Origin of the sequence: Streptomyces novaecaesareae (assembly GCF_000716875.1) — a bacterium.
Classification (GTDB): domain Bacteria; phylum Actinomycetota; class Actinomycetes; order Streptomycetales; family Streptomycetaceae; genus Kitasatospora; species Kitasatospora novaecaesareae.
Window position 1 is genome coordinate 31,273 of the sequence record NZ_JNWQ01000080.1, and the last position, 26,830, is coordinate 58,102.

Sequence of the window (26,830 nt, forward strand, 5' to 3'; positions counted from 1 at the left end):
CAGGCGTGGTGGTCGAACTCGCCGGTTTTGAGGGCGTGGAGGAGGGTGGCGAAGGTGGCGGGGGTGGTGCGGAGGATGAGGTGGCCTTCGTCGGACTCGCCTTTTGCCAGGCGGAACGGGGCATCTTGGCCTCCGCGAGTTGGGTGGTGCGGCCCCTCGCGCTCCGTCGCGCGAGGGGCCGGAACGGCTAGGCGTGGTGGTCGAACTCGCCGGTTTTGAGGGCGTGGAGGAGGGTGGCGAAGGTGGCGGGGGTGGTGCGGAGGATGAGGTGGCCTTCGTCGGACTCGCATACTTGCCTCGCATTTCATCCCCGATCGATCGAATGAACTCCCGCGACTCAGCTTCGGCGAGGGCGGATGAGTCCAGGTGCTCGAAGACGCTCCGGTGCCGGCCCAGGCTCGCCTGCGCATCGAAGAACATGCACCCGGCCACAGTATCCATCTGGAGGGTGGCGAGCTCAGGCACAGGGCCCTCGACGAACATGATGTTTTCCCCGCAGCCCGGGAAGGTGTCGAGGTCGAAGGGCACTACGCGGACTGAGATCCGGCCTGCCAGCGAGTCATCGATGAGATGGTCAAGTTGATCGGCAAGAACCCGAGGACCTCCGAACTGCATTCGCAGTGCGGCTTCGTGGATGAAGGACGCATAGGGCACTCCGCGATGACGGACAGCCTCCTTCCGTTGCATGCGGAAGGTGGTTCTGGCATCGAGGTCATGGCTGGGGATGAAGGGAGCGAATCGGGAGAATACTGCAGACGCGTAGGCCTCGGTCTGCTGTAGCCCTGGGAGGTAGGCCGTGGCCCAGGTCGAGATCCTGTGTGCGTTCGCTTCAAGCTCGGCGATCTCCAGGAAGTCGGTGGACAGGGTCCCCCGGTACTTCTCCCACCAGCCCTTCCTTCGCTCGGCAGCCATCTCTGCGAGGGCTTCGATGAGGGGAGTGTTGGAGCAGCTGCAGGCTGCGGCGACCGTGCGCAGGCGTTCGGCGCTCACGCCGATCTTCCCATTCTCCATCTGTGTTACCTGAGTTGGCGCCAGGCCGAGCTCGCGAGCCAGCTGGCTGCCTCCGAGGCCGGCCTGCTCGCGCATCCGTCGCATCTCGGCTCCCAGCCGGCGCTGGCGCAAGGTCGGTTCGCGGCGTAGCGGCATGGTGTCCTCTCGGTGGGGCGCGTGGGACCAGTCTGCCGCGCTTCGCACGGAAGGGGGAACCTGCGGCGAGAGTGCCTACAATTGAAGTCATGCTGCGCTATGGTCGATGTCACATCGATCCGACGGATCGTCAGTAACGCCTATCCGTCGCACCGCAGAGCAGCCATGCCCTCGTGCCTGGCCTGGTTCACGGCGACGTATCCGCCGGTTCTTCCCTCACTCACGCCTCGGGAGAAGTCCCATGCGTCACCTCAACACGCCTTCCTTCGCCCTCACCCGCCAGTCCCTCCGCGACGCGATGATCCGCGCCGGCTGGCCGCCCTCCGCCACCTTCGACGCCGAACTCGCCCTCGGCGAGCTGCTCGTGAACGCGTGGCGGCACGGCCGTACCCCCGCGCCGATCGTCCAGATCCTCTTCCTCAACGCGGTCCTCCGGGTCTCCGTCTCCGACGAGAGCCCCGTCCTCCCCGACCAGGCCCCCCTCTCCCTCCTCGCCGAGTCCGGCCGGGGCCTCCAACTCGTCGCGAGCCTCACCCGGCGGTGGGGCGTCGACCCGCAGGAGCGCGGCAAGTCTGTCTGGTTCGAGTGCGAGAAGGACGCCGCCTGATGGCCGCCCCCCGCCACCCGATGCTGCCGACCGACCCCCGGATCCGGCACTACACCGACGCCCACATCCGCGCGCTCCTCGCCGAAGTCGACGAGCGCGGTCGTAAGTTCGGCCTGATCTGGCCGTCCGCCGGTACCGACAGGACCCTCGACGGCCGCGTCCTCGTCCGCTTCAACACGGCTCCGGCCTCGACCCTGCTCAACCTCCTCACCCTCCTCCTCGACGCCGAACGCAAGACCTGGTGAGGCTCCTGATCGCGACGGCCTTCGCCGTCCTCCTCGCCCTCGCGATCTCCACCGTCGCCCTGGGCGTCGTCACCGCCCTCCGCGCGGCCCCGCCGCCCCGCCGTCCGGCGAGGACGGCTGACGACCGACCGGTATGCGCGGCGGGTCGCGTGCACAGGCCCGCCGTGCCGGTCAGTCCTTCCCCCGGATCCGCCGTTCCACATTGCTGCGGGCCGCCCGGGACGCCGTTCCGGCCGCCGCCGCCAGGAACACGAAGTTGTACCCGATCTGCAGCACCACCACGAGCCGCGCCGTCTGCCCCGCCGGCGTGATGTCCCCGTACCCGACCGTCGCCATCGTGACGACCGTGAAGTACAGCGCGTCCAGCCGGGTCTCCAGCCCGGCGAACTCCGCCTTGTGCGAGCCCAGCACGTAGTACGTCGCCGCGAAGATGGTCAGCGCCAGCGCGATCAGGAACACCAGCCAGAGCACCGGCTGCTTGGCCGTCCCCCGCATCACCCCGACGATCTTGGCCAGCATCAGCCAGGACATCCCGGCGAGCGCCCCGCCGAAGACGAACCAGCTCAGCACCGGCCGGCGGTCACCGAACCACGTCAGCGGCAGCGTGAAGTACCCGACCATCAGCAGCGTGAACGCGGCCAGCAGCCAGGACCAGGCCTTGAGGTCGGCGGGCGGCGGCGGAGGGGTCTCGGACATCCCGCCCAGCCTCATTCACCGAACTCCCCGGCGCCCGCCCGCCTGCTCCGATCAGGCGACTGCCGGGTGGCTTCCTGCCCGACGGGCCGCGAGAAGCCCTCGGATTCATCCGGAGGAGGAGGCGCGCCGCCCCGACCGCCCGGGCTCGTCCAGCAGCTCCAGCACCGCCAGGACGGCTACCAGCCCGAGCGCCAGACAGAGCGTCACCAGGACCGTCGGGTAGCTCCAGAGCACGAAGGCCAGTGCCGCGCCCGCGACCGCCGTCCAGCCCAGCGCCGTCTTCCAGCGGTGGACGAAGCGCCCGACCGGCCCGAGCCGCAGCCCGGCCCGGCCGGCCACCCGCCGTACCGAGCCGAGCCCGGCGTGCCAGCCGCGCCGGATGGTGCGCGCCCACCGCCCGCCGCCGCTGATCCAGGCGCCGAGGGCGACCAGCAGGCCGAGCGCGACCACCACCCGGACGGCCGAGCGCAGGTACCGCACCAGGGTGTCGTACACCGCCTGGGCGGCCGCCTGGTTCACCCCGGCCGGGAGCTTGTCCAGGTAGATCGCCCGGAACACGCTCAGCCCGATGCCCAGCAGCAGGGCCCCACCGGCCATGGCCAGTGCGGCCGTGACCACCGCCCGGCGCCGCCGCGCCGCCAGCAGCACCCCGCCGAGCGCGCAGGCCACTGCCAGCACCGGCACCCAGAAGCCGGCCAGGTCCAGTACCCGCAGGCCGGTGCGGGCCTTGGGGATGGCGTCGGACTGCACCAGCGTGTACGAGGTGTGGATCTCCGGGATCTTCGAGGCCAGCGGGAGCCCGTTGTCGACCAGCGCGGTCTTCACCCGGGCGATCAGCGGGGCGAGGTCGAGCACCACGGTGTCGTTCTTGATCTCCACGGCGCCGCCGCCCTGCCCGGTGAGCATCTTGTCGATCGCGGCGTGGGCGTCCCGGTTGACGCCCGTCCAGATGGTGGCGAAGGCGTCGCTCTGCACCACCCGCTGGACCTGGGAGTGGACGAAGCCGGTGATTCCGCTGGTGAGGGCGTGGCTGATGCCGTTCAGCAGGGCGCCGAGCTTCGGGCGGTCGTCGGGGGCGACGTCGGCGAGCAGGGAGTCGACGGGGAGCTGCTTCATGATCTCGTCGGTCACCCGGTCGGTGACGGCGGCCTGGATCGCCGGGTCCTTGGCCAGTGGGGCCATCGTGGCGACGTACCGGTCGGTGTCGCTGATCTGCGACTTCGCCCAGACCGAGACGGCGCCCAGCGGGGTCAGGACGAAGGCCAGCAGGATCAGGAGAGCGGCGAGGAAGGAGCGTGCCCGGTGGCGCTGCGGGTGTTCGGCCGGACCGTCCGCCAACCGCCGGGCGAGCTGCGCCTCCTGGGCCTCGACGGCGCCCAGCCGGGCCCGTAGTTCGGCCAGCTCGTCGGCCCGTTCGTCGTCGGGCACGTCGTCGGGCACGTCGTCGGGCACGTCGTCCGGACCGTCGGTCCGTCCGTCGCGGGGCTCGTCGGTCGGCATGCCGCGACTCCGTTCCTCCGGTGGGTGCATCCCAGGAGATAACGGATCAGATCGGACGGCCAGCCGGCGGCCCTCACGCGGAGCGGCCCCGGACGGCGGAAAGCCCCCGGTGGGCTCACCGGGGGCTTTCCGACAGAACGGGAGAGATCAGGCGGTCGTCTCGGGCCGCGTGGTCTCGGTGGCCTTGGTCACGTTGGTCGGCGTGACGGCCGGGCGCTCGGCGCCCTGCTGGGGAGCGGCGGTGCTCTGCGCGGTGCCGGCGTCCGCCGGGGTCTCGTCCTCGCGCATGGCCTTGGTCTCGGCCTTCAGGATGCGCATCGACTTGCCGAGGCCGCGCGCCATCTCCGGCAGCTTCTTCGAACCGAACAGCAGGATGACGACCGCCAGCACCACGAAGATGTGCCAGGGCTCAAGACCGTTCCGCAGCATCCCTGGCCACCGGTCCCTTCTTGTCTAGAGTCATGGCGGGCTAGCGCCCGTGCTGGCCAGTATGCCTGGCCCTCACGGCGTACGGATACACCGGCCGGGAAACGCTGGCCAAAAACCAGGTGCCGCTCCGAGCGGAGCGCGGGGTCGAGGGCGGGCGGGCAGCGGGCAGGCGCCGGGCAGGCGCCGGGCGGGCCGCGCAGTCCACCCGCGGCCCGCCCGGGTGTGATCAGTAGACGAACGGCACCAGCCGCTTCGACGCCAGGCGGTACTGCGCGTACTCACTCCCCAGCGAGTCCAGCAGCAGCCGCTCCTCGGCGGCGATCCGCCAGCCGTACGCGGCGAGCAGCAGCACCGCGACCACCAGGGCGGCCGCCCAGCTGCCGGTGCCGAGGGCGTAGCCGATCCAGACCAGCAGGCTGCCGGCGTAGCCGGGGTGGCGGATCAGCCGGTACGGGCCGGTGCGGACGACGTGCTGGGCGCCCACGGTGCGCAGCGTCCGGGTGTAGTACGCGCCCAGGGTGCGCATGCCCCAGGCCCGCAGGGCCAGCCCGGCGGCCACCAGCGCGACCCCGAACCAGCGCGCCCGGTCGGGCAGTTCGCCGATCGGCGCACGGCCGAACAGCACCACGACCAGCACCGAGGCCAGGTAGCAGCCGAGCAGCAGCCTGGTCGAGCCGCGGTCGCGCCGGTCCGCGTGCCAGCTGCCGGCGGCGGCGTCCTCGCGGCGGCGCAGCAGCAGCTCGTAGGCGGCCCAGCACAGGACGCCGAGGAGGGAGAGGAGGGTGGGCAGGGACATACGGCGGCTCCCGGCGGTCGGAGGGACGACCCCTCCACGGTCCTCCCGGGGGCCCGCCGGCGCATGCGCCCGGGGGTGGATGCGCCGCCGTCCACCCCCGGGTGGACGCTCACGCCGGGCGCCGCGCCGGGCGTCGCGCCAGCAGGTAGCCGCGCCGGGTGGGGGCCTCCTCGGGCAGGCCCTCCCGCTCCAGCCGCACCTCGACGGCGAACCCGGCCCCGGCCAGGAGCGCGGCGACGGCCCCGGTCTCCAGGAAGTGGAAGTCCACGTCGACCGCATGGCCCCACCACTCCTCCATCCGCCGCACCTCGCTGCCCAGGTGGAAGGAGACCAGCAGCACCCCGCCGGGCCGCAGCACCCGCAGCATCTCGGCGAACGCGGGCGCCAGCTCCGCCGGCTCCAGGTGGATCACCGAGTACAGGGCCACGGCGGCCGCGAACTCCCCGTCGGCGGCGGGCAGCGCCAGCAGGTCGCCGGTGCGGAACGCGGCTCGCGGCTGCTCGCGCCGGGCCAGCTCGACCATCCGTGGCGACAGGTCGATCCCCACCACCTCGGCCCCGCGGTCGGCCAGCCAGCCCGCCACGTGCCCGGGCCCGCACCCCAGGTCCGCCACCACCCCGCCGGCCGCCTCCTCCACGACCACCCCCAGCAGCGCCCGGTCCACCACCTTGAAGGCCAGCTCACCCCCGATCCGCCCCAGGTACTCCTCCGCCACCGCGTCGTAACTCCCCCGCACCCGCGCATGATCAGCAGTCATGCCGCCCACCCTGGCACGCGGGCCCGCCCGGGCACCCCGCTTTTCCGGGGCCCGGCCGCCGCACGGCCGCCGTGCCGCCGCCGCACGCCCGCTGTACGCCCGCCGCACGGCCGCCGCACGCTCGTCCGCGAACGGCACAGAGCCCCCGCCCGGGGTGGGCGGGGGCTCTCGATGACTCGCGTGGACCGGGCCGGTGGGGCCGGGGTGGGTCAGGCGGTGACGGCCTCGGGCTCGGCGGCCGGGGCCTGGGCGGGTGCGGCGGCCGGGAGGTGGCGCATCAGGCGGTAGGCCAGGAGCGCGGCACCGAGGGCGAAGGCCATGCCGACCCCGGCGGCGACGTGCAGGCCGTCGGTGAAGGCGGTGCGGGCGGTCTCCAGCAGGTCGGTGCCGAGCCGGCCGGGCAGGTGGGCGGCGACGTTGACCGCACCGCCGAGGGTGTCCTGGGCGGTCCGGGCGGCTTCGCCCTGGACGCCCGCCGGGAGGGAGCCGTCCAGCTGGTGGCGGTAGACCGCGGCGCCGGCCGCGCCGAGCAGGGCGATGCCGAGCGAGCTGCCGAGCTCGACGGCGGTCTCCGAGGTGGCGGAGGCGGCGCCGGCCTGCTCGACGGGGGCGGCGGAGACGACCATCTCGGCGGTCATCGTCATGGTGCCGACGGTCCCGGCGGCCAGCACGCCCGCCGCGGTGAGGATGAGCGCCAGCGGGGAGTGCGGGCCGACCTGGGTCATCGCCGCGAAGCCCGCGGCGCCGACCAGGAACCCGCCGCCCATCAGCACCGCCGGGCGGACCTTGCCGGCCAGCGCCGAGCTGATCCCGACGGCCGCGCCGACGCCCACGCTGGGCGCCAGCGACCAGAGCGAGGCGGTCAGCGGGCTCATGCCCTTGACCAGCTGGAGGTACTGCGAGGTGAAGAGGGAGAAGCCCATCATCGCGAACATCGCGATGGTGTTGACGCTGATCGCGCCGCTGAAGGTGCGGATCCGGAACAGGCTCAGGTCGAGCAGCGGGTCGGCGGCGGTGCGCTGGCGCCACACGAAGGCGGCGGCGAGCAGCAGGCCGGTCGGGAGGGCGAGCGCGGGCAGCAGGCTCCAGCCCTCGACGGCGAGGGTCTTGACCCCGTAGACGAGCGGCAGGATCGCGGTCAGCGAGAGCGCGGCGCCGAGCAGGTCGAAGCGGCCGGTGCGGGCGGCGCGGGCGCTGGAGCGGTACTCGGGGAGCAGGGCGGGCGCGGCCAGCAGCACCAGGGCCATCACCGGGACGGCGGGCAGGAAGGCCGAGCCCCACCAGAAGTGGTCGAGGAGGAGGCCGCCGGCGACCGGGCCGAGGGTGGCTCCGGCGGTGAGGACGCCGCCCCAGGCGCCGAGGGCGACCTGCCGCTGCTTGGGGTCGTGGAACATGTTGCGGATCAGCGCGAGGGTCGAGGGCATCACGGTGGCCCCGGCGGCGCCGAGCAGGGCCCGGGCGGCGATCAGCTGGTCGGCGTCGTGCGACCAGGCGGCCAGCAGCGAGGCGCCGATGAAGCCGGTGGCGCCGATCATCAGCAGCCGGCGGCGGCCGATCCGGTCGCCCAGCGAGCCCATCGTGATGAGCAGCCCGGCCAGCAGGAACGAGTACATGTCCATGATCCACAGCTGCTGGGTGCCGCTGGGCGCCAGCGTGGTGGAGATGTACGGGACGGCGAAGAAGAGCACGCCCATGTCCATGGTGAGGACGAGAGTCGGGAGCAGGAGGACGGCCAGGCCGATCCATTCGCGACGGCCTGCGCGGCCGGTGGTTGCGGTCATGGGGAAGACAGTACGGACGTGTCAGACGCTTGTCTAGTACGTTTGTGTAAATCGAGCGTGCAAGACTTTCGTGTCAGACGAACGTGCAAGACATCTGTGCAGAGCACCCGTAGGATCGGGGCATGGGAAACCGCGAAGACCTGATGGCCGGCGCCAAGCGCTGCCTGTACGAGAAGGGCTACGGGCGCACCACCGCCCGCGACATCGCGACCGCCTCCGGTGTCAGCCTGGCCGCGATCGGCTACCACTTCGGCTCGAAGGACGCGCTGCTCAACGCGGCGATGATCGAGGCGATCGGCGAGATGGCAGAGGCCCTGGGCGCGGTCGTGTACGCCGCCACCCAGGTGTCGGAGGATCCGGAGGTGCGGTTCGCGGCCGTCTGGAACGGCCTGCGGGACGTCTTCGTCGAGCACCGCGGGCTCTGGGCGGCCCAGTTCGAGGCACTCGCCCAGGCCGGGTACGCCCCCGAACTGGCGGAGGCCTTCGCGGGGGCGCAGAAGGAGGGCCGACTCGGCCTCTCCGCACTGTTCCAGGGGCTGCCCGAGGTGCCGGACACCGAGGAGGAGCTCGTCCGCGGCGCCTTCTACCAGACCCTGCTGGCCGGTTACGCCGCCCAGTGGCTGGCCGCGCCCGAACTCGCGCCCAGCGGGCTGGACTTCCTGCGCGGGCTGCGGCTGGTCAGCGACAGCGTGCTCAACCCGGGCTGACCGGATCGGCCTCACCCGGCCCAGCCCCACCCGGGCCGGCCCGGCCCCGGCCGTCAGGTCGTGACGGCCGTCAGCAGCACCACCGAGTCCACGTGCGCCAGCAGCCCGTGCCGCTCCTGCGGGACGGGCTCCAGCCGGCCGGCCGGCAGCTCCAGCCGTCGGCCGGCGATGGTCAGCGAGACCCGGCCGCGCAGCACCTGGACGCTCCCCGCGGCCGGCGGGTTGTGCTCGTCCAGCGCCGTCCCAGCAGTCAGCGCGATCACGGTCTGCCGCAGGACGCCGTCGTGCAGCACCAGATGGGCGCTGCGCCCGTGCGGGCTCTCGGCCGCCCGGGCGGCCTGTTCCACGGCGAGCTGTTCGAGATCGGGCATCGCGCCGCCTCCTCACTCCGTGTGCCCAGGGTCGCGGACGCCCCGGCCCGCCGCACCCGGAGCAGCCCGACCTCCCGCACCCGGAAGGGGGAGCGCGAGCGGCCCGACCCGAGCAGTCCGAGGTGCAGGCCCCGCCGACTGCCCGCATCGTGGAGGCATGGCGACCAACCAGATCTTCAACGGGCTTCAGGTCAACCGCTCACTGCTGGCCGGCGGCGTGGTGCTCACCGGCGTCGGCTCGCTGCTCGGCGCGGCCGGTGCGGCGATGGTGTGCGCCGCGCTGTTCACCGCCGGCCGCAGCTGGGTGCGCAGCCTGGAGACCCCGCCGACCGCGCTCGCCCAGCGGGCCCTGCACGACGCGAGGGTGGCGTCCTCGGCCGGCTGGGACGCCTGGCGCGCCCAGCACGGCTCGCCCAACTGAGCCTGCCCGTACGGCGCGGCGGGCCGCCGTGGGGGCAGCCCTCCGGAACACCCGGTTGTCGGTGTAGAGCCGGGCGATCGGGTACTCCAGGATGTAGCCGTAACCACCGTGCAGCTGGAGGCACTTGTCGATCACGGTGGAGGCCGACTCGGTGCAGAAGAGCTTCGCCGCGGCCGCGTCGGCGACGGTCAGTTCGCCGCTCTGGTACAGCTCCAGCGCGCGGTCCACCATCGACTGCTGCGCCACCACCTGGGCCTCGCAGTCGGCCAGGGTGAACTTGGTGTTCTGGAACTCGGCCACCGCCTTGCCGAACACCTTGCGCTCCTTGACGTACTGCACCGCGAACCGCACCGCCGCCGCGGCCGCCGCGTACGCGCCGACGGCGATGGCCAGCCGTTCCTGCACCAGGTTGTGGGTCAGGTAGGTGAAGGCCAGGCCCTCCTCGCCGAGCAGGTTCTCCACCGGCACCTTGACGTCGCTGAACGCCAACTCGGCGGTGTCCGAGGTGCGCAGGCCGATCTTCTGCAGCTTGCGGCCGACGGTGTAGCCCTCGGAGGCGGTGTCCACGCAGAGGATGGACAGGCCGGCCCGGCGGTTCTCCGGGTCGTACCGCGCGGTGCGGCAGACCACCAGGACGAGATCGGCCAGGACACCGCCGGTGATGAAGGTCTTGGCGCCGTTCAGGACGTAGTGGGTGCCGTCCTCGGAGAGCCGCGCGGTGGTGGTGATGCCCGCGAGGTCGGAGCCGGCGCCCGGCTCGGTCATCGCGATCGCGGTCATGATGTCGCCGGAGACGAAGCCGGGCAGCCAGCGGCGCTTCTGCTCCTCGTTCGCGTACTCCAGCAGGTACGGCAGCACCAGCCCGGTGTGCACGCCGGAGGAGCCGAAGCTCACGCCCGCCCGGGCGGTCTCCTCGGCGATCACCGCCTGGTACTTGAAACCGCTCTCGCCCGCGCCGCCGTACTCCTCCGGCACCTCGATGCCGTAGATGCCGAGTTCGCCGAGCTGCCGGTAGAAGTCGCGGGGCGGGTGGCCTTCGGCCTCCCAGCTCTCGTAGACCGGGACGACCTCGTTGGCGATGAAGTCCCGGATGGTCTCCCGGAAGGCCTCGTGGTCCTCGTTGAACACGGTGCGGCGCACGGCGGCGCTCCCTTCGACGGTGCCGGCCGGAGCTGCCGGCGGGGCGGAACGGGCCAGGTGGTGGCCCGACAAGTTAATCCCGGGTAGCTTCGGCTGTCCAGAGTCGACGGGCGTACGGGTCAAGGTCGGCCAGGGGGACAAGTGAATCCTTGCTAGCCTTCCGGGAGTGCCCCGGGAGTGCCCCGGGAGGGTCCGGGAAGACGACGGGGAGGCGCGCCATGGTGGTCCGACGGCCGCCCGGGAGGCGCGCCCAGATCCTCGCGGTCGCCGCCGAGCGCTTCCACCGCAGCGGCTACCACCAGGTCTCGATGTCCGAGGTCGCCGCCGGGGTCGGCATCACCGCTCCGGCGCTCTACCGGCACTTCCGCGGCAAGCCCGAACTGCTCGACCGCGCCGTCCGGGTGGGGCTGGACGCGCTCGCCGAGGGCCTGCGCGCGGCCGGTACCACCGGGCAGGTCGGCGCCGCACTGGCCGCCGTCGCGGTCGGGCACCGCCCGCTCGGCACCCTGGTGCAGCGCGACGCCCGGCTGCTGCCGCCGGCCCGGCGGGCCGCCCTGCGCCGCGAACTGCGCGCGGACGTCGCCCTGATGGCCGCCGTACTGCGCGCCGAGCGCCCCGAACTCTCCGCCGAGGAGGCCGAGTTGCTCTGCTGGTCGGCGCTCTCGGCCTGCGCCGGGCTCTCCTACCAGTCGGCCGCGCCGCAGCCCCGCCGGGCCGAGGCGCTGCTGCGCGAGCTGGTCGCGGTCGTCCTCGCCGTCCCGCTGTCCGGTACGGCGGCCGGTCCCACATCCGGTCCCACATCCGGCCCCACATCCGTAGCCGCGCCGGAACCCGCGCCGGAACCCAGGCCGCAGGCGCGCCGGGAGGAGTTGCTCGCGGCGGCCGTCCGGCTGTTCCACCAGCGTGGCTTCGACAACGTCAGCACCGACCAACTCGGCGCCGCCGTCGGGATATCCGGCCCGAGCGTGTACCGGCACTTCGACAGCAAGGCCCAGCTGCTCGCCGCCTCGCTGGTGCGCAGCCGCGAGCGCCTGTGGCACGAGGTGGACGGCGCGATCGCGGCCGCCGACGGCCCGGAGGCGGCTCTGGCGGCCGGGCTGGGCGCGTACGTCGGCTTCGCGCTGCGCAACGGCGACTACCTGGGCGCGATGCTCAGCGAGACGGAGCGGCTGGCCCCGCCCGACCGCCGGGCCGCGGTGGACTTCCGGCGGGACTTCCTGCGGACCTGGGTCGGCCTGCTGCGGCAGGTGCGTCCGGAGTACGACGCGGCGGCCGCCCGGATCCGGGTGCACGCGCTGTTCGCAGTGGTCAACGACGGGGTGCGGAACCGTCCGCACAGCACCCGGCCGGACCTCGGGGAGTGTCTGCTGCGCCTCGGCCGGGCCGTCCTGGGGCTGTCCTGAGGAACGGCCGGGCCGGGCACCCGGCCCGGCTGCGGGGCTGCGGCCTAGTAGAGGACGTGCGGGTAGTACACCCGGGCGTCGACGTTGCCGTTGCCCTGCAGGGCGCCGATGTTCCCGCCGTTGCCGGTCACGGCGAGGCCGTTGTTCTGGTTGCTCGCGCCCGAACCGGTGGCCGTCTGCTGGGTGTTGACGACGTTGCCGTGGACGTTGCCGATGACGTTTCCGGAGCCGACGTTGCTCACGACGCTGCCGTTGGAGTGGTCGATCGCGCCGGCGCCGTTGTCGGCGTGCGCGGCGGCGGCACCGATGCCGACGAGGAGGAACGCGCCGAGGGCGGTGACGGCGGCGGCTGCGCGAATACGGGACACGCTGGTCTCCCTGGCTGGAAGGGCGAATGGTGGCGCGAGCGGAGTGGCCGCTCCGCAGCGCCGTTGCCTGACGTCGCCCGTCCAGCATTCACCAGCGGTGTGGACGAACTCCACCGAATGGGTGGCAGTTCCTTCGATGGTGGGGGCCCGGTCAATTCCGAATTGACCGTATTCCGTCATATCGTCAATCCGCCCGGAGGGGCCCGGAAAGAAAGAAATGGTCGACGGATTGTCGCACTGGCACACTGAGGACCCATGTCTGAAGGTGTCCAGCCCGTCCAGCCCGAGCCCACCCCCGCCGAGGAGCTTCGGACGACCGAGGTCGATCTCGGCGGCCTGGTGAACGTCCTCGCCACCCACCTCTACTCCACCCCGCTGGTCGCCCTGCGCGAACTGGTCCAGAACGCGCACGACTCGCACACCCGCCGGCTCCTGGAGGACCCGGACGGCGACCACCGCCCGCAGATCCGGGTACGCGCCGACGCCGCCCGCCGGACGGTCTCCATCGAGGACACCGGAGCCGGCCTCACCGAGCCCGAGATCCACTCCTACCTCGCCACCGTCGGCACCGGCTACACCCGCATGCTGCGCGAACTCACCGGCAACCAGGAGCTGATCGGCGCCTTCGGGCTGGGCTTCCTCTCCGCCTTCTCGGTCTCCGACGAGGTCACCGTCACCACCACCTCGCACCGCGAGCCGCAGCTCGGCCACCGCTACCGCAGCCGCGGCGGCGAGCAGTACCGGGTCGAGCCGGTGCCCGCCCGGCCCCGCCCGGGCACCGTGGTCGAGCTGGCGCTCAAGGCCGAGCACTCCCACCTCGCCGACGAGGACAACCTGCGCGACGTCCTCGGCCGGTACTGCGTGCTGCTGCCCATCCCGGTCTACGTCGGCGAGGACGAGCAGCCGGTCAACTCCGTCGAAGTCCCCTGGCGCCAGCAGGTGGAGGGCGACCAGCACGCCGCCCGGATGCGCTTCGCCACCGCCTTCGGCCGCCGCTTCGAGCCGCTCACCGCCTTCCCGGTCCACCCGGTCGACGGCGCCACCGACGCGATCGGCCTGCTCTGGGTCCAGGACGGCGGCACCTACGGCAGCAGCGACAACCGCGACCTCGCCGTCTACCTGCGCGGCATGCTGCTCGCCGAGGACGCCCGCGACCTGCTGCCCGGCTGGGCCGGGTTCATCGGCGGCGTGGTCGAGTCCAGCCGGCTCACCCCCACCGCCAGCCGCGAGGACCTCCAGCGCGACGAGCACTACCGCGCGCTGCAGAAGGCCCTCACCGACGCCATCGTGGACGGCCTGTACGAGACGGCCCGGCTGCGGCCCGCCGCCTGGCGCCGCATCCTCACCCGGCACGGCCAGGACCTGCTCGGCGCCGCGCTCTGCGACGACCGGCTGTTCACCCTGCTCGCCGACGACGTCCCGGTGCCCACCTCGCAGGGCGACCTCACCGCCGGTGCCCTGCGCGCCGCCGGCGGGGGAGCGGTGCATGTCGCGCTCGGCAGCGGCGGCGGCTTCGAGGAGATGCTGTACCGGGCGATGCGGGTGCCGATCGCGCGCGGCGACCGCTACGCCGTCCTGCCCTTCCTGCGCCGCTACGCCCAGCTGCGCGGCTGCCGGCTGGTCGAGCTGGGCAGCGAGCAGGGCAACCGCGAGCTGTTCCGCGACCCGGAGCGCCCGCTGCCGCAGGAGGAGTCGGCCTGGCTGGCCGGCGCCCTGGCCGACCCGGGCGAGCAGCTCGTCCCGGCCCGCTTCGACCCGCCCGGCCTGCCGCTGGTGCTGGTCCCGGACCGCGAGGCCGAGCTGAAGGCCCGGATCGAGGACGACCAGGCGGACGCCCGGATCCCCTCCGCCGCGCTGCGGCTGGCCCGCGCCTTCACCGCCCGCACCGACGGCGAGGTCAAGGCCCGGCTCTACCTCAACCTGGCCTGCCCGGCGGTCCAGGACCTGCTCACCGCCTACCGCACCGGGCACACCGGCAGCGCCACCGCGGCCGGGCTGCTCCGCTCGCTCAAGGTGATCATGGCGGCGGCCTCGTCCGGCCCCGCCGAGGGCGACCTCACCGCCGCGCTGTCCGGCGTCGGCACCGCGGTCTCCGCGCTGACCGCCGCCGTGCCGGCCGGCCTGCCGGACGTCCCGGACAGCCCCGGCTTCCTCTCGGGCGAGGCGTAGAGGCGTGACGGACGAAGCGTGACGGACGGATTGTCAGTGGTCCGCGATAGACAACTCATCAGCACGACGCAGGGGGAACACCAAGCATGACCACCGACATCTGGGCCTGGGTGCGCGACGCGCACCGTCAGCTGGTCGAGTCCGGGCACCACCGGCTGGCCGACGCCATCATCGAGCTGCCCGAGCACGCCACCGAGGGGCACAACGAGCAGCTGGACGCGCTCTACCCGGAGGCGGTCGCCGCCGCGCGCTCGCTCGGCCTGCCCTGGGTCGAGGTCTACCTGCGGCACTGGCGGATGCAGAACCTGCTGAACAAGCGCCAGCAGGGCGAGGCGGTGATGTCCGAGGTGGTCGACCTGCTGGAGTTCGCCCACCGGGAGGAGACGGCCGGCTGCCCGCAGTCCGTCTGCGTGGTGCAGGACTTCGCGATCTGCCACGCCCGGGTCGACGGGCCCGGGTACGTGGCCGAGCGGCTGGAGGTGGTCGGCGAGACACTCGACCGGATCGATCCGGGCCGCGCCTGCTACGACTGCCTCTCCCGCGAGTACTCCGACGCCCTGGAGGACGACGGCCGCCCGGCCGAGGCGCTCGACCACCTCGACACGGCCGCCAACCGGATGCGGACGGCGGGCCAGCGGGTCTCGCTCCGCTTCCACCAGGCCCGGGCCGGCACCCTGCACCTGCTGGGCCGGCACGAGGAGGTGCTGGAGCTGCTGGAGACGGCCGAGCGGGCCGAACAGGCGCAGGGCCACCAGCTGGACGAGCGTGACCAGCGCTGGGGCGCCCTGCTGCGGGCCCGCGCGCTCGCCGCGCTCGGTCGGACGGAGGAGTCGCTCGCCCTGCTCCCGTCCCGCTCCGAGGCCGAGCAGCACGCCGACCTGCGGCCCACCTGGACGCAGACGGTCGAGCTGCTGGTCGCGGCCGGCGCCTGGGAGAACGACGCCGAGCTGGGCGCCGTCCTGGCCGGCTGGGTCGGGTACCTGGACACCGTCGGTGCACACCGCCCCTGCGTGGACCTGCTGCTGGCGGCGGGTCGGCTCGCGCTCGCCCGCGGCGCCCGCACGGTGGCGCTCACGCTCGCCGCGACGGGAGAGCGTAAACTCACCCGGTTGCGTCGCACCGACGGCGTGTCACAGGAGGTCGCGGCCCTGCGCGCGGCCGCCGAGGCGCTGCCGGAGCCCGAGCTGCCCGTCCCGCCGGGCGAGCTGGCGGCGCACCTGGCCGAGGTCCAGGTGCCCTACGAGACCGGCGCCGACCTGCTCTCCGTCGCCCTGGACCGGTACCGGGGTGAGCAGGCCGGCGCCACCGGGCTGGCGGTGCTGCTGGCCACCGTGCTGGGCGGCCTCGGCCACGCCCGGGCCGCCGCCGACCTGCTGTGGCAGCGGCTGGAGGCCGACCCGGAGGACCAGGAGCTGGCCGGCACGCTCGGCGAGATGCTGATCGAGGCCCGGGACGCCGAGGGCATACGCCGCCTCGCCGACCGGACGGCCGCCACCGCGCCGGCCGACGCGCACTGGATACGCGCCCGCTGGGCCGCCGCCGAGGGCCGCTGGGCCGAGACGCTGGAGCAGTGCGAGGCGATCCTGGCGCTGGACGACGAGGTGCTCAACACCCGCCGCCTCGCCGCCCGCGCCGCCACCGAGCTGGGCGACCACGCCACCGCCCAGCGGCTCTACCAGGAGCTGCTGGAGCGCGCGCTGCCCGCCGGGGGCGGCCCGGAGGGCGGCTCCGAGGACGCCGCTGAGGAGGCCTCCGAGGACGCCTCCGAGGACGCCGCCGAGGACGGCTCGGAGGACGGCCACCGGACGGTCCAGGAGCCCGACCTCTGGCACCTGATCACCGCGGCCAGCGCCAACCGGGACTGGGCCGCGGTCCGCTCGGCCGGCACGCTGCTCGGCATCGAGTTCGACGAGCCCGAGGGCCCGGTGGACGAGGAGTGGCAGCTGATCACCGTCCGCGCCGCCCGTACCAACGGCGCGACGGCCGACCTCCCCGCCGTCCGGACCGGCCCGGCCACCGCCCGCATCCTGCCGGTGCTCGGCGACGACCTGACGCTCAACCACGGCGACGTGGTGGTCTTCGCCCCGGCCCTGCTGGAGCGCCCGCCGGCCGAGGACGCCCCCGAGGAGGAGCAGCGGCACTGGCGCCCGGTGTTCGAGATGCTCACCCTGCTCGACCCGGCGGGGTACACCACCTACTGGATCGACGGCGGCTGGCCCGGCGACGAGCGGTGGGGCACCCTGCGCGAGGAGCTGCAGGAGGCCGGGTACGCGGTCTGGGCGTACAGCGGGGACCAGTACCGGATCACCGACCCGGCCGAGGACGGCGACACGCTGCCCGGGATCTACGCGGCCCTCGGGGTGCCGCCGACCGCCTCGGCCGCCGAAGCCGACGCACTGCTGCACCGGCTGACCAGCGGCTGGCCGCACCCGCTCGCCTGGCCGGCCCTGGCCGAGGCGGCCGGCGCGGACCTCGCCCGGCACGAGGAGATCGTCGAGCGCTACGGCCTCTGACCGCCTCCGACACTCTCCGAGCCTCCGGCCCCGGCGGGCCGCCCCTTCCGGGCCCCGCCGGGGCCGCGCGCGTTCGGGAACCATCCGACCCCCGGCCGAGTCTTTGTCAATGCTTTACCATTTCATTGCCAAGACTCGACCTCCGGGAGTGCCCGCACCGTGACCAGCCTCGCCCTCGGCCCGTCCTGGCTCGATCCGACCACCCTGATCTCCACCTTCGGCCTGCTCGGCATCCTGGCCATCGTCTTCGCCGAGTCCGGCCTGCTGATCGGCTTCTTCCTGCCCGGTGACTCGCTGCTGTTCACCACCGGCCTGCTGGTGGCCGACGGCACCTACCTGCACCAGCCGCTCTGGCTGGTCTGCGCACTGATCGTGGCCGCCGCGGTGGCGGGGGACCAGGTCGGCTACCTCTTCGGCCGCAAGGTCGGGCCGGGCCTCTTCCGCCGCCCCGACTCCCGGGTCTTCAAGCAGGAGAACGTCGAGAAGGCCGCCGCCTTCTTCGAGCGGCACGGGCCCAAGGCGATCGTGCTGGCCCGCTTCGTGCCGATCGTGCGCACCTTCACCCCGATCGTCGCCGGGGTGAGCAGGATGAACTACCGCAGCTTCGTGGTCTTCAACCTGGTCGGCGGCGTGCTGTGGGGCGGCGGGGTCACCGTGCTCGGCTACTTCCTGGGGCAGATCCCGTTCGTCCGGGACAACATCGAGGCCATCCTGGTCGCCATCGTGCTGGTCTCGGTGATCCCGGTGGCGGTCGAACTGCTGCGGGCCCGCCGGTCCGGCTCGGCCACGCCCGCCGGCCGCCGCGCCGGGTAGACGCCCGCCGCCGCGCCGGGTATCCGCCGGCCGCCGCGCCGCCCAGGCACCCGCCGCCGAGGCCGTGGGACGTCGCGTACATGTGCGTCCAGCTGTTCGATCAGGCAAGGTGTACCCGAGATCGAGCGGTGGCCGGCGGCCACCAGGGGCGGCAAGGAGCGGAAGTGCCTAAGCGGGGCCGACCGGGTGCGGGCAAGCGGACGAGGGGAGGCCGGGCGGTAGATCGGTCGCGGCAGGCGCCCCCGACGCCGGTGCACCCCGCCGACGCCCCGCCCACCGAGGGCCTGCTCGGCCACCCGGCCCCGCCCGTCGAGCCCGTCACCGTCGTCCCGCTCCTCCCGCCCGTCCCGGAGACCAGGGGCCTGCTGGCGCCCGAGCACGAGCCGCACCCCGAGCCCTCCCCGGAGCCGCACCCCGAGCCGCACCCCGAGCCGCATCCCGAACTGACCGTCGAGATGCGTCTCCCGGGCGTGGCTCCCGAGGACGCCCGGCCGCGCCGCCGCCGCTCGGTGGCCGAGGACACCCTCACCCCCGAGGAGTGGCGGGCGGCCGGCTACACCCCGCCCACCGGCATCCCGGTCGCGGACCTGATCGCCGGCGCCCCCGGCGAGGCGCCCTGGCCGGACCGGATGCGCACGCTGCTGCGCACCCCGATGTCCGAGCGCCCCTCCTTCGAGCGGACCGCCCGCGAGCTGCACCCCTCCGCGGGCGTGACCCGCAACGTGCCCCGCATCCTCGACCTGACCCTGCGCATCGGCGAGCTGCTGCTGGCCAGCGGCGAGGCCGCCGAGGACGTCGAGGCGGCGATGCTCGGCATCGCGCACGCCTACCGGCTGGACCGCTGCGAGCCGCAGGTCACCTTCACCCTGATCGGCATCTCGCACCAGCCCTCGCTGGTCGAGCCGCCGGTCACCGCCGACCGCGTGGTGCGCCGCCGCACCTCCGACTACACCCGGCTGAACGCGGTGTACGAGCTGGTCGCGGACATCACCGCGGAGAAGGTGTCGGTCAACGACGCCTACCGCCGGCTCGCCCTGATCCGCCGCAACCGGCACCCGTACCCGGCCTGGCTGCTCGCCCTGACCACCGGTCTGCTGGCCGGCGCGGCGACCTTCCTGGTCGGCGGGCGGATCGACGACAAGGGCTGGCTGGTCTTCGCCAGCGCCTTCGTCGCGGCCGTGCTCGGCGACCGGCTGGCCTCCGCACTGGCCAAGCGCCGGCTGCCGGAGTTCTACCAGTTCGTGGCGGCTGCGATGCCGGCCGCGGCCTCCGGGATCATCCTGTCCTTCAACGACTGGGGCCTGCGCGGCTCGGTCGTGATCACCGGCGGCCTGTTCGCCCTGCTGCCCGGGCGCGCCCTGGTCGCGGCCGTGCAGGACGGCCTGACCGGCTTCTACATCACCGCCGCGGCCCGCCTGCTGGAGGTGATCTACCTGGTCGCGGGCATCGTGATCGGCGTGATGGTGATCCTCTACCTGGGCGTCGGCTTCGAGGCGAAGCTGAAGCCGGACGAGAGCCTGGTGGGCATCAGCTACCCGCCGGTCCAGATGGTCGCCGCGATGCTGCTGACCCTGGCCTTCGCGACGCTGCTGCAGACCGACCGCCGCACGCTCGCCTGGGTCACGGTCAACAGCGGCATCGGCTGGGCCAGCTACGGCGCGCTGGTCTACAACGCGGGCGTCAACCCGATCGCGGCGACCGGCGTGGCGGCCGGCCTGGTCGGCCTCTTCGGCCAGCTGATGGCGCGCTCCCGCAACGACTCGGCGCTGCCGTACGTGACCGCCGCGATCGGCCCGCTGATGCCGGGTTCGGCGCTCTACCTCGGGATGCTCGCCTTCGCCCAGGGGCACTCCAGCGCCGGCCTGGTGTCCGTCTTCCGGGCGGCGGCGATCGCCATGGCGCTGGCGGTCGGGGTGAACCTCGGTGGGGAGATCGCCCGGCTGTTCCTGAAACTGCCGGTCGGTGCCGAGCTCCCGTCGCTCTACCCGGCGGTGCCGCGCCGGGCGGCCAAGCGCACCCGAGGGTTCTGACCGCGCGTTGACCGGTGTCGGAGCCTCCCGGGCTCCCGGCCATGTCGCGGCACGCAGGACGCAGGACCAGGAACGAAGGTAAGACCCATGACCACACTGCTGGACAGCTACCGCGAGCACATCATCAACGCGCACAAGCAACCGCTGTTCCTGGTGCTGGTCGGTTTCATCACCTCCTTCGTCTTCATCCGGTTCAGCGTCCGGATGATCCGGGCCCAGGTGCGCTGGTGGCCCGGCAACGTGACCCCGGGCGGGCTGCACATCCACCACATGGTGTTCGGCCTGGGCTTCCTGCTGCTCGGCGGCATCGGCGTGTTCGCCACCTACGGCGGGCAGCCGTGGATGGACTGGTTCGGGCTGGCCTTCGGCATCGGCTGCGGCCTGGTGCTGGACGAGTTCGCGCTGATCCTGCACCTGGACGACGTGTACTGGAGCGAGCAGGGCCGCAAGTCGGTGGACGCGGTGATCTTCGGGATCCTGTTCACCGCCCTGCTGCTGATCGGGTACGTGCCGCTGGGCGTGGTGCCCGGCGAGGAGACCAGGTGGGGCCTGATCACGGTGATCTCGGTGAACGCGCTGGCCTCGGTGATCACCCTGCTCAAGGGCAAGGTGTGGACCGGCGTGCTCGGGATCATGGTCCCCGGCCTGTCCTGGATCGGCGCGATCCGGCTGGCCCGCCCGAGCAGCCCCTGGGCCCGCTGGCGGTACACCGCGCGCCCCCGGCGCCGGGCGCGTGCGCTGCGGCGTGAGCGCCTGCTGCACCGGCGCGCGGACCGGGCCCGCACCTGGCTGTTCGACCTGATCGCCGGCGCCCCCGACAAGGTGCCGGCCAACCACCCCGCCGCCCACCGGGTGGCCGAGCGGATGGCCGCCCGGGCCAGCGCCCACCTCGACGCGCACGCCGCCCGGGCGCTGGCCCGCCGCCGGGCCCGGCTGGCCGACCGCCGCTCGGCCGCCGCCGCCGGGGCGACGGCGCCGTCCCCGGCCGGGGAGGGGCAGCCGTACGGGGCCACGACGGCCGGGCCGGGCCGTTTCCACCGGTCGCAGCAGCGCCGCCGTACGGTCCGGGCCGGGCGCAGCCGCACCTACGCCGTGGCCCCGACCGGGCTGGAGCGCCGCCCCGAGCGACACCCCCGGCTGCGGACGCACACCCCCCGAATCCACCGCTAGGGCCTGTGCGCCTGACCCGAGTTGAGTCAGGGTCGGATCATCCGATGGTCACCCGACCGGCGGAGCGCATTTCGAGGTGTGCGGGCCGGCGGAATTGAGAGCATGAGCGTCATGTGACCGTTCTGTCACGTGATGGGATGAATCGTCGGATTCCCGAACCGCCCGGCCGCCGCCTGCCCGTGCGCCGCGCGCCGTCCGCCGCCGTCCCCTCCGGACCCGTCAGAAGGATGTCCCGTGGCGCGCAGGCTCCTGCCGACCCTCCTGTTGTCCCTCACCGCCCTGTTCGGGCTGCTCCCCGCCGCCCAGGCCACCCCGGCGCCCGGCGAACCCGCTACCGGCGAACCCGCCACCGGCGAACCCGCTACCGGCGGACCGACGCCTGGCGGACCGACGCCCGGCCGGGCCAAGGGGGAGGAGCTGTACCCGACCGCCGAGGAGATCGACCACGCCCGCGCCGAGGCCGAGCGCCGGGCCTCCTCCGTCGCCGCCCTGGAGGCCGCGCTCACCGCCGCCCGCACCGAACTGGACCGGGCCGGGCGCGGCGCCGAACAGGCCGTCGAGGCCTACAACGGCGCCCAGCTCGCCCTCACCCGGGCCCGCGCCGAAGAGGACGCCGCCGTGCGGCGCGCCGCCACCGCCGAGGCCGAGCGCTCGGCCGCCGCCGAGGACGCCGCGCGGCTCGCCGCCGAGACGTACCGCCAGGGCGCCGGCGCCGAACTGTCCGCGCTCAACGCCCTGCTCGGCGCCCACGGCCCGCGCGAGGCGGGCGACCGCGCCGCCGCCGTCGGCCAGGTCGGCGAGCGCACCCGGCAGATCCTGGACGCCGCCACCTCCACGGCCGCCGCCGCCCGGGGCGCCTCCGCCGCCGCCCGCACCGCCACCGCGGCCGCCGAGAAGGCCGCCACCGAGGTCGGCGCGGCCAGGGCGAGGGCCGAGCAGCGGCTGGCCGCCCACCAGGACGAGGTGGCCGCCACAGCCCGGCGCCGCGAGCAGCTGCTCACCGAGCTGGCCGCCGCCCGGCACACCACCGTCGAGCTGGAGCGCCGGCGCCACGAGGCACTGGAGGCGATCGCCGCCCGCGAGGCCGAGGCCGCCGCCCGCGCCGCCGCCGAACAGGCCGCCCGGGAGGCCGAGGCCGCCGCCGCGCCGCCCGCCGGGCGCCCGTGGTCCGCCGAGGGCGCGGCCGCCGCCGTGGCCTTCGCCAAGTCCAAGATCGGCCTGCCGTACGTGTGGGGCGGCGAGGGCCCGGAAGGCTACGACTGCTCGGGGCTGACCATGATGGCCTGGCGCCAGTCCGGCCGGCAGCTCAACCACTTCGCCGCCGACCAGTACGCCCAGAGCACCCCGATCGGCTACCGCCAGCTGCGCCCGGGCGACCTGGTCTTCTGGACGGACACCGGCCGCGCCGCGGACATCCACCACGTCGGGCTCTACATCGGCGACGACCAGATGATCGAGGCCCCGCGCGTGGGCATGCCGATCAAGCAGGCCAGCCTCTGGATCATGGGCACCCCGGACTTCTACGCCCGGCCCTGAGACCCGGCCCTGAGACCCGGCCTTGAGCCCCGGTCACGGGCCGGGGCCGGGGCGGGAGCCCGCGCGAGGGCGGCAGGGGGGCCGCGCCCGCGCCACTGTCGGTGGTCGGCGTTACCGTGGCCGCTCGGGCTGTTCTGAGGAGGCGTCATGATGCTGCGGGATGTTCGGGCGGGGGATGTCGAGGCGTACGTCCGGATGCGCTGCGACCCGGTGATGATGGCCGAGTTGGGCGGGCCGCTGCCCCGGGAGCAGGTGGAGGCCCGGCTGCGCAAGGACGTGGTCGAGGCGGCGGCGGACCGCTGCTGGGCCAAGATGATCGTCCCGGACGGCGCCGAGGACGGCGAGGTCGCGGGCGCGGTCATGCTCTGGTCGCAGGAGGAGGAGGACGGCGTGGCGCTCTCCGAGATCGGCTGGATGGTGCTGCCCGAGTACCAGGGCCGGGGCCTCGCCAAGGCGGCCGTCCGCCGGGTGCTGGACGCCGCCGCCGCGGACGGCCGCTGGGGCCCGGTGCACGCCAACCCCGGGACTGCCAACGGCCCTTCCAACGGGATCTGCCGGGCGCTCGGCTTCCGGCTGCTCGGCGAGCGGGACGTGGACTTCGGGGACCGCGTCCTGCGCACCAACCACTGGGTCGTGGTGCCGGGAGAGCACACCGGGCCGGGCCCGGAAGTGAGTCGCGCACGGAATGAGTCGCGCACGGAATAAACCAGGTGCCGCTGCCGGGGGGCCGCCGTACGGTGGCCCCATGGGCAACAGCATCGATCACACGGCCGTCGACATCGTGAACGGGCTCCGGGTACGGGCGGTTTCCGAGGGCGAGGTGGCGGCCTGGGACCGCGCGCTGGCCCTCGGCTTCCTGCGCCCGCACGTGGGCAGTGCGGCGGAGGTGCGCCGCCGGCAGTGGGAGCCGGGCCGGATGCTGGCCGGCTTCGACGGCGACGGCGACCGCCCGATCGCCACCTTCCGCAGCTACGACGCCGAACTGACCGTCCCCGGCGGGGCCGTCATCACGGCCGACGCCATCACCCACGTCACGGTCAGCGCCACCCACCGCCGTCGGGGCCTGCTCAGCACGATGATGCGCCGGGACCTCGCGGCTGCCGCCGATCGCGGTACGGCGGTCGCCATCCTGATCGCCGCCGAGCACAACATCTACGGCCGGTTCGGCTTCGGCCCGGCCACCCGGAGCGCCGGCTGGCGCGTCGACCTGCGCCGCACCCGGGGCCTGCGCGCGGGCCTGCCGAGCGTGCCCGGCGGCCGGATCGACTTCGTGACCATGGCCGAGGCGCGCGAGCTCGGGCCGGCCCTGCACGAACGCTGGCGGCGCACCCAGCCGGGCGCGATCGACCGCGACGAGCTGTGGTGGCAGCGCAACACGGGCGAGGTCCGGGTGCCGGGCTTCGACTTCAAGGAGCCGTTCGCGGCCGTCCACCGGGACGCCTACGGCGCGGTCACCGGTCTGGTGGCCTACCGGATCGACGACAAGTGGGACGGCTCCTACCCCGACTGCACGCTCACCGTCGAGGAGTTCACCGCCCTCGACCTGCCCACCACGGTCGAGCTGTGGCGCTTCCTGATGTCCGTCGACTGGGTGGCCAGGATCGCGGTGGGCAACGCCTCCCCGGACGACCCGCTGCCGCTGCTGCTCCAGGACCCTCGTGCGGCCACCCCGCACGAGGACAACTCCGACTTCATGTGGCTGCGCGTGCTGGACGTCGAGGCGGCGTTCGGCGCCCGGACGTACGGCGCCCCCGGCCGGGTGGTGCTGGAGGTCGACGACAAGCTCGGCTTCGCGTCCGGCCGTTGGGCGATCGAGGTCGCCGCGGACGGCACCGGCCGCTGCACCCGCACCACGGACGACGCCGATCTCGCCCTCGGGGCCTCGGAGTTGGGCTCGCTCCACCTCGGCGCGGAGACGGCCCCGAGGCTGGCCGCCGCCGGGCTGCTCACCGAGCTGCGCCCGGGCGCAGCCGCCGCCGCGGACCTGCTGCTGCGCACCCCGCTGCAGCCCTGGAACCCGGACATCTTCTGAGCCGGCCGGATCCGCGCGACACCACGACGGACAGGCCGGCCCCCACGGCGGGGGCCGGCCTGTCCGTCGTCGTGTCGCGCCGTGGTGCGGTCGTACCGTCGTCGCCGAGTCGCTTGCGCGGGGCGCTACTTGACCGCCGTCTTGCCGATGGTGGGCAGGATGAAGTCCTGGATCAGGCCCTTGGCGTCGCGCACGATCGGACGGAAGACCCGGTAGCGCGACAGGTTGATCACCCGGGCCGCCAACGGCGTCGAGCGCCGGACGAACTCCCTGGTCCGCTCGGTGTCCGGGGTGCGGTCGAAGACCCAGTAGAGCACCACGATCATCAGGTACAGCCAGAGCACGTCGGGCAATAGCTCGACCAGTTCGGCGTCCAGCTTCGGCGCCAGTTCGGAGCCTTGAAGGACGTCGCGGAACAGCTCGACCGCCGTCGCCCGGGCCGGGTGGGACTCGTTGGAGAACGGGCTCAGTGAGCTGGTCGGGTCGGCGGCGGTGCGGAAGAACTGCGCGGAGAACTCGTGGTACGGCGCGGCCGTGTCCAGCCAGGAGTCCAGCGCGATCCTCAGCCGCTCGGAGAAGTCCCGGGTGTGGGCCATGCGCCGCCTGGCGTCGGCCGCGTGGTCGTAGGTCATCCGGTCGTAGAACCCCTGGATCAGGAATTCCTTTGCCGAGAAGTAGTAGTAGGCGTTGCCCACCGAGACGCCCGCCTCGGTGGCGATCGCGCGCATGGTGGTCTTCTCGTAGCCCCGTTCCTGGAACAGCCGCATGGCCGTCTCCAGGATCAGGGCCCGGGTCGCCTCACTCTTGTCGGTCTTCGGCTGCGCCCGGCCGCCGGGCAGGGGCCCGCCTTCCGCGCCGGGCCCGCCTTCCGCGCCGGGCGCGGCCTCAGTACCGGGTACGGCCGAGTCCTCGGCCGTACCGTTCTCGTCGTCCGTTCGGTTCGTCGCTGCCAGGTCGTTCACGGGAACGAGCCTAGCCGGAGACGAGGTTCCAGCCGGTGTCGGTGTTGTCGGTGTTCGCGGCACCGGATGCCCCCTCCGCATCCGGTACCACGAACACCATCCCCCGCGATTCGAACACGTTCAAAAGCTTGGTGGAACTGTAGACGCTTCGGTTGAACATGTTCAACTCCATCTCTGTGGGAGGCTTGTCACGTGATCAGTTCAGGGCAGACCGTCATTCGGCGCGGCGGCGTGCAGGACGCCGAATCCATCGCCGAACTGCACGCCCACAGCTGGCGCACCACCTACCGGGGGATCGTCCCGGAGGAGGGGCTGGGCGACGGCATGGTCGACCAGCGGCGCGAGCTGTGGAAACTGCGCCTGGATGCCGACTACGGGGAGCCGGAGAACACGCCCGAGCTGCTGATCGCCGAACGGGCGGGGGAGACGGTCGGGTTCATCTACCTCGTGCCCCAGCCGGACGGCCGGGTACTGGTCGACAACCTGCACGTGCGCCCCGGCCTGACCGGCGGCGGCATCGGCCGGGACCTGCTGGCCGCGGCCCGGGCCCACGTCGCCGAACGGCACCCCGGGGCCGAGCTGTTCCTGGAGGTGCTGCGCGACAACACCCGCGCGATCGCCTTCTACGAGCGCGAGGGCGCGGTACGGGTCCGCGCGCAGGAGGGTGTCTTCCCGGGCGGCTTCGTGCTGCCCGAGTACGTGTACGCCTGGCCGGGGCGTTCGGAGTCGTAGGCCGGTCGGATCTGTAGGCCGAGTCGAAGTCGTAGGCCGAGTCGGAGTCGAAGGAGGTCAGTCGACGTCGTAGACGGTCACCGGCACACCGCGCGCCGTCAGCCGGTCGGTGACCAGCGGCTCGACCTTCTCCCAGCGCCCGCCCGCCAGCCCGCAGCCGATCCGCGGCATGTGGACGGAGGCGCCGAGGTCGAGCGCGCGGCTGCCCAGCGCGGACAGCCCGGTGTCGATCGCCTCGTACCGCACCGGCACTCCGGTGGAGCGCCCGGTCCGGATGCCGCGCTGGCCGACCAGGTTGGCCACCCAGACGTACGGCTCGACCTGCACCAACTGCAGGGCGCCGAGGCCGAAGTCGTTCTTCGCCCGCTCCCGGTGCCCACGGGCCTGTCGCCGGACTCCCGCCTGCCGGGCGACGCCGGGGCACGCACCTCGCTGCGTTGTCGTCGGTCGCCAATGCTCCGCAGTGGCTCCCTCCTCCGCCTTGCGATGCACGCACCCCAACGCCG

General features: G+C 73.6%; 24 protein-coding genes and 2 pseudogenes. 13 read left to right on the forward strand and 13 right to left on the reverse strand.

What is annotated here, in order from left to right:
• Window positions 1-378: 378 nt before the first annotated feature.
• Window positions 379-1,146: pseudogene (locus tag OP86_RS39265) on the reverse strand (helix-turn-helix domain-containing protein); the annotation flags it as partial.
• Between the two features lie 241 nt (window positions 1,147-1,387).
• Between OP86_RS39265 and OP86_RS25850 the strand changes: the two are divergent.
• Together OP86_RS25850 and OP86_RS25855 are read left to right on the forward strand one after the other, a co-directional pair.
• Window positions 1,388-1,753, forward strand: a complete 366-nt coding sequence (locus OP86_RS25850) for an ATP-binding protein (RefSeq protein ID WP_051830634.1) — start codon at window positions 1,388-1,390, stop codon at window positions 1,751-1,753.
• Complete coding sequence (locus OP86_RS25855; protein ID WP_030060999.1) at window positions 1,753-1,998, forward strand: hypothetical protein; 246 nt, start codon at window positions 1,753-1,755, stop codon at window positions 1,996-1,998. Before OP86_RS25850 ends, OP86_RS25855 begins: the two co-directional genes overlap by 1 nt.
• Window positions 1,999-2,169: 171 nt before the next feature.
• On the opposite strand, the gene OP86_RS25860 is transcribed toward OP86_RS25855, so the two are convergent.
• From OP86_RS25860 to OP86_RS25885, 6 genes are all read right to left on the reverse strand, one after another.
• Window positions 2,170-2,694, reverse strand: coding sequence for an ion channel (locus tag OP86_RS25860; RefSeq protein WP_063832461.1), 525 nt, complete (start codon window positions 2,692-2,694; stop codon window positions 2,170-2,172).
• A gap of 105 nt (window positions 2,695-2,799) precedes the next feature.
• On the reverse strand, window positions 2,800-4,194 hold the full coding sequence (locus OP86_RS25865; protein WP_234435033.1) for a hypothetical protein: 1,395 nt from the start codon (window positions 4,192-4,194) through the stop codon (window positions 2,800-2,802).
• A gap of 147 nt (window positions 4,195-4,341) precedes the next feature.
• Window positions 4,342-4,623 (reverse strand): Sec-independent protein translocase subunit TatA, encoded by a 282-nt coding sequence (tatA, locus tag OP86_RS25870; RefSeq protein WP_030061002.1) that lies wholly within the window; start codon window positions 4,621-4,623, stop codon window positions 4,342-4,344.
• A gap of 226 nt (window positions 4,624-4,849) precedes the next feature.
• The gene (locus OP86_RS25875) at window positions 4,850-5,419 is read right to left on the reverse strand and encodes a methyltransferase family protein (RefSeq protein ID WP_030259401.1); all 570 of its coding nucleotides are present in this window, start codon (window positions 5,417-5,419) and stop codon (window positions 4,850-4,852) included.
• 109 nt (window positions 5,420-5,528) lie between these two features.
• Window positions 5,529-6,176 carry a class I SAM-dependent methyltransferase gene (locus OP86_RS25880; RefSeq protein WP_030061003.1) on the reverse strand — a complete coding sequence of 216 codons (648 nt, stop codon included), beginning with the start codon at window positions 6,174-6,176 and terminating at the stop codon, window positions 5,529-5,531.
• Window positions 6,177-6,385: 209 nt separating this feature from the next.
• Window positions 6,386-7,957: an MFS transporter gene (locus OP86_RS25885; RefSeq protein ID WP_030061004.1), complete on the reverse strand. Its 1,572-nt coding sequence runs from the start codon at window positions 7,955-7,957 to the stop codon at window positions 6,386-6,388.
• Window positions 7,958-8,079: 122 nt separating this feature from the next.
• On the opposite strand from OP86_RS25885, the gene OP86_RS25890 reads away from it, so the two are divergent.
• Window positions 8,080-8,664: a TetR/AcrR family transcriptional regulator gene (locus OP86_RS25890; RefSeq protein ID WP_030061005.1), complete on the forward strand. Its 585-nt coding sequence runs from the start codon at window positions 8,080-8,082 to the stop codon at window positions 8,662-8,664.
• A gap of 53 nt (window positions 8,665-8,717) precedes the next feature.
• Here the strand turns inward: OP86_RS25890 and OP86_RS25895 are convergent, their stop codons facing one another.
• Window positions 8,718-9,035 carry a cupin domain-containing protein gene (locus OP86_RS25895; protein ID WP_030061006.1) on the reverse strand — a complete coding sequence of 106 codons (318 nt, stop codon included), beginning with the start codon at window positions 9,033-9,035 and terminating at the stop codon, window positions 8,718-8,720.
• A 412-nt stretch (window positions 9,036-9,447) separates the two neighbouring features.
• Window positions 9,448-10,596: pseudogene (locus OP86_RS25900) on the reverse strand (acyl-CoA dehydrogenase family protein); the annotation flags it as partial.
• Between the two features lie 218 nt (window positions 10,597-10,814).
• Here OP86_RS25900 and OP86_RS25905 point away from each other — a divergent pair.
• Window positions 10,815-11,999: a TetR/AcrR family transcriptional regulator gene (locus OP86_RS25905; RefSeq protein WP_033333403.1), complete on the forward strand. Its 1,185-nt coding sequence runs from the start codon at window positions 10,815-10,817 to the stop codon at window positions 11,997-11,999.
• A gap of 44 nt (window positions 12,000-12,043) precedes the next feature.
• On the opposite strand, the gene OP86_RS25910 is transcribed toward OP86_RS25905, so the two are convergent.
• Window positions 12,044-12,367: a hypothetical protein gene (locus tag OP86_RS25910; protein ID WP_030061010.1), complete on the reverse strand. Its 324-nt coding sequence runs from the start codon at window positions 12,365-12,367 to the stop codon at window positions 12,044-12,046.
• Window positions 12,368-12,622: 255 nt separating this feature from the next.
• Between OP86_RS25910 and OP86_RS25915 the strand changes: the two genes are divergently transcribed.
• The 8 genes from OP86_RS25915 (at window position 12,623) to OP86_RS25950 (ending at window position 24,630) form a co-directional block, all read left to right on the forward strand.
• Window positions 12,623-14,536: an ATP-binding protein gene (locus OP86_RS25915; protein WP_051830637.1), complete on the forward strand. Its 1,914-nt coding sequence runs from the start codon at window positions 12,623-12,625 to the stop codon at window positions 14,534-14,536.
• Window positions 14,537-14,622: 86 nt separating this feature from the next.
• The gene (locus tag OP86_RS25920; protein ID WP_030259411.1) at window positions 14,623-17,049 is read left to right on the forward strand and encodes a tetratricopeptide repeat protein; all 2,427 of its coding nucleotides are present in this window, start codon (window positions 14,623-14,625) and stop codon (window positions 17,047-17,049) included.
• Window positions 17,050-17,208: 159 nt separating this feature from the next.
• Window positions 17,209-17,862, forward strand: coding sequence for a DedA family protein (locus tag OP86_RS25925; protein WP_051830640.1), 654 nt, complete (start codon window positions 17,209-17,211; stop codon window positions 17,860-17,862).
• Between the two features lie 455 nt (window positions 17,863-18,317).
• On the forward strand, window positions 18,318-19,892 hold the full coding sequence (locus OP86_RS25930) for a threonine/serine exporter family protein (protein WP_418952635.1): 1,575 nt from the start codon (window positions 18,318-18,320) through the stop codon (window positions 19,890-19,892).
• Between the two features lie 87 nt (window positions 19,893-19,979).
• Window positions 19,980-21,062, forward strand: a complete 1,083-nt coding sequence (locus tag OP86_RS25935) for a hypothetical protein (protein ID WP_199815220.1) — start codon at window positions 19,980-19,982, stop codon at window positions 21,060-21,062.
• A gap of 234 nt (window positions 21,063-21,296) precedes the next feature.
• Entirely contained in the window at window positions 21,297-22,598 is a 1,302-nt protein-coding gene (locus OP86_RS38885) for a C40 family peptidase (RefSeq protein WP_030259420.1), read from the forward strand.
• Between the two features lie 147 nt (window positions 22,599-22,745).
• Window positions 22,746-23,303, forward strand: coding sequence for a GNAT family N-acetyltransferase (locus tag OP86_RS25945; protein WP_051830642.1), 558 nt, complete (start codon window positions 22,746-22,748; stop codon window positions 23,301-23,303).
• 40 nt (window positions 23,304-23,343) lie between these two features.
• A complete protein-coding gene (locus OP86_RS25950; protein ID WP_051830643.1) occupies window positions 23,344-24,630 on the forward strand; it encodes a GNAT family N-acetyltransferase in 1,287 nt (428 codons plus the stop codon).
• Window positions 24,631-24,755: 125 nt separating this feature from the next.
• On the opposite strand, the gene OP86_RS25955 is transcribed toward OP86_RS25950, so the two are convergent.
• Entirely contained in the window at window positions 24,756-25,592 is an 837-nt protein-coding gene (locus tag OP86_RS25955; protein WP_234435034.1) for a TetR/AcrR family transcriptional regulator, read from the reverse strand.
• A 10-nt stretch (window positions 25,593-25,602) separates the two neighbouring features.
• On the reverse strand, window positions 25,603-25,752 hold the full coding sequence (locus OP86_RS36905) for a hypothetical protein (RefSeq protein ID WP_157849842.1): 150 nt from the start codon (window positions 25,750-25,752) through the stop codon (window positions 25,603-25,605).
• A 32-nt stretch (window positions 25,753-25,784) separates the two neighbouring features.
• Between OP86_RS36905 and OP86_RS25960 the strand changes: the two genes are divergently transcribed.
• Window positions 25,785-26,324 carry a GNAT family N-acetyltransferase gene (locus tag OP86_RS25960; protein WP_030061024.1) on the forward strand — a complete coding sequence of 180 codons (540 nt, stop codon included), beginning with the start codon at window positions 25,785-25,787 and terminating at the stop codon, window positions 26,322-26,324.
• A gap of 57 nt (window positions 26,325-26,381) precedes the next feature.
• Here the strand turns inward: OP86_RS25960 and OP86_RS25965 are convergent, their stop codons facing one another.
• A complete protein-coding gene (locus tag OP86_RS25965) occupies window positions 26,382-26,825 on the reverse strand; it encodes a macro domain-containing protein (protein ID WP_234435037.1) in 444 nt (147 codons plus the stop codon).
• Window positions 26,826-26,830: the final 5 nt, after the last annotated feature.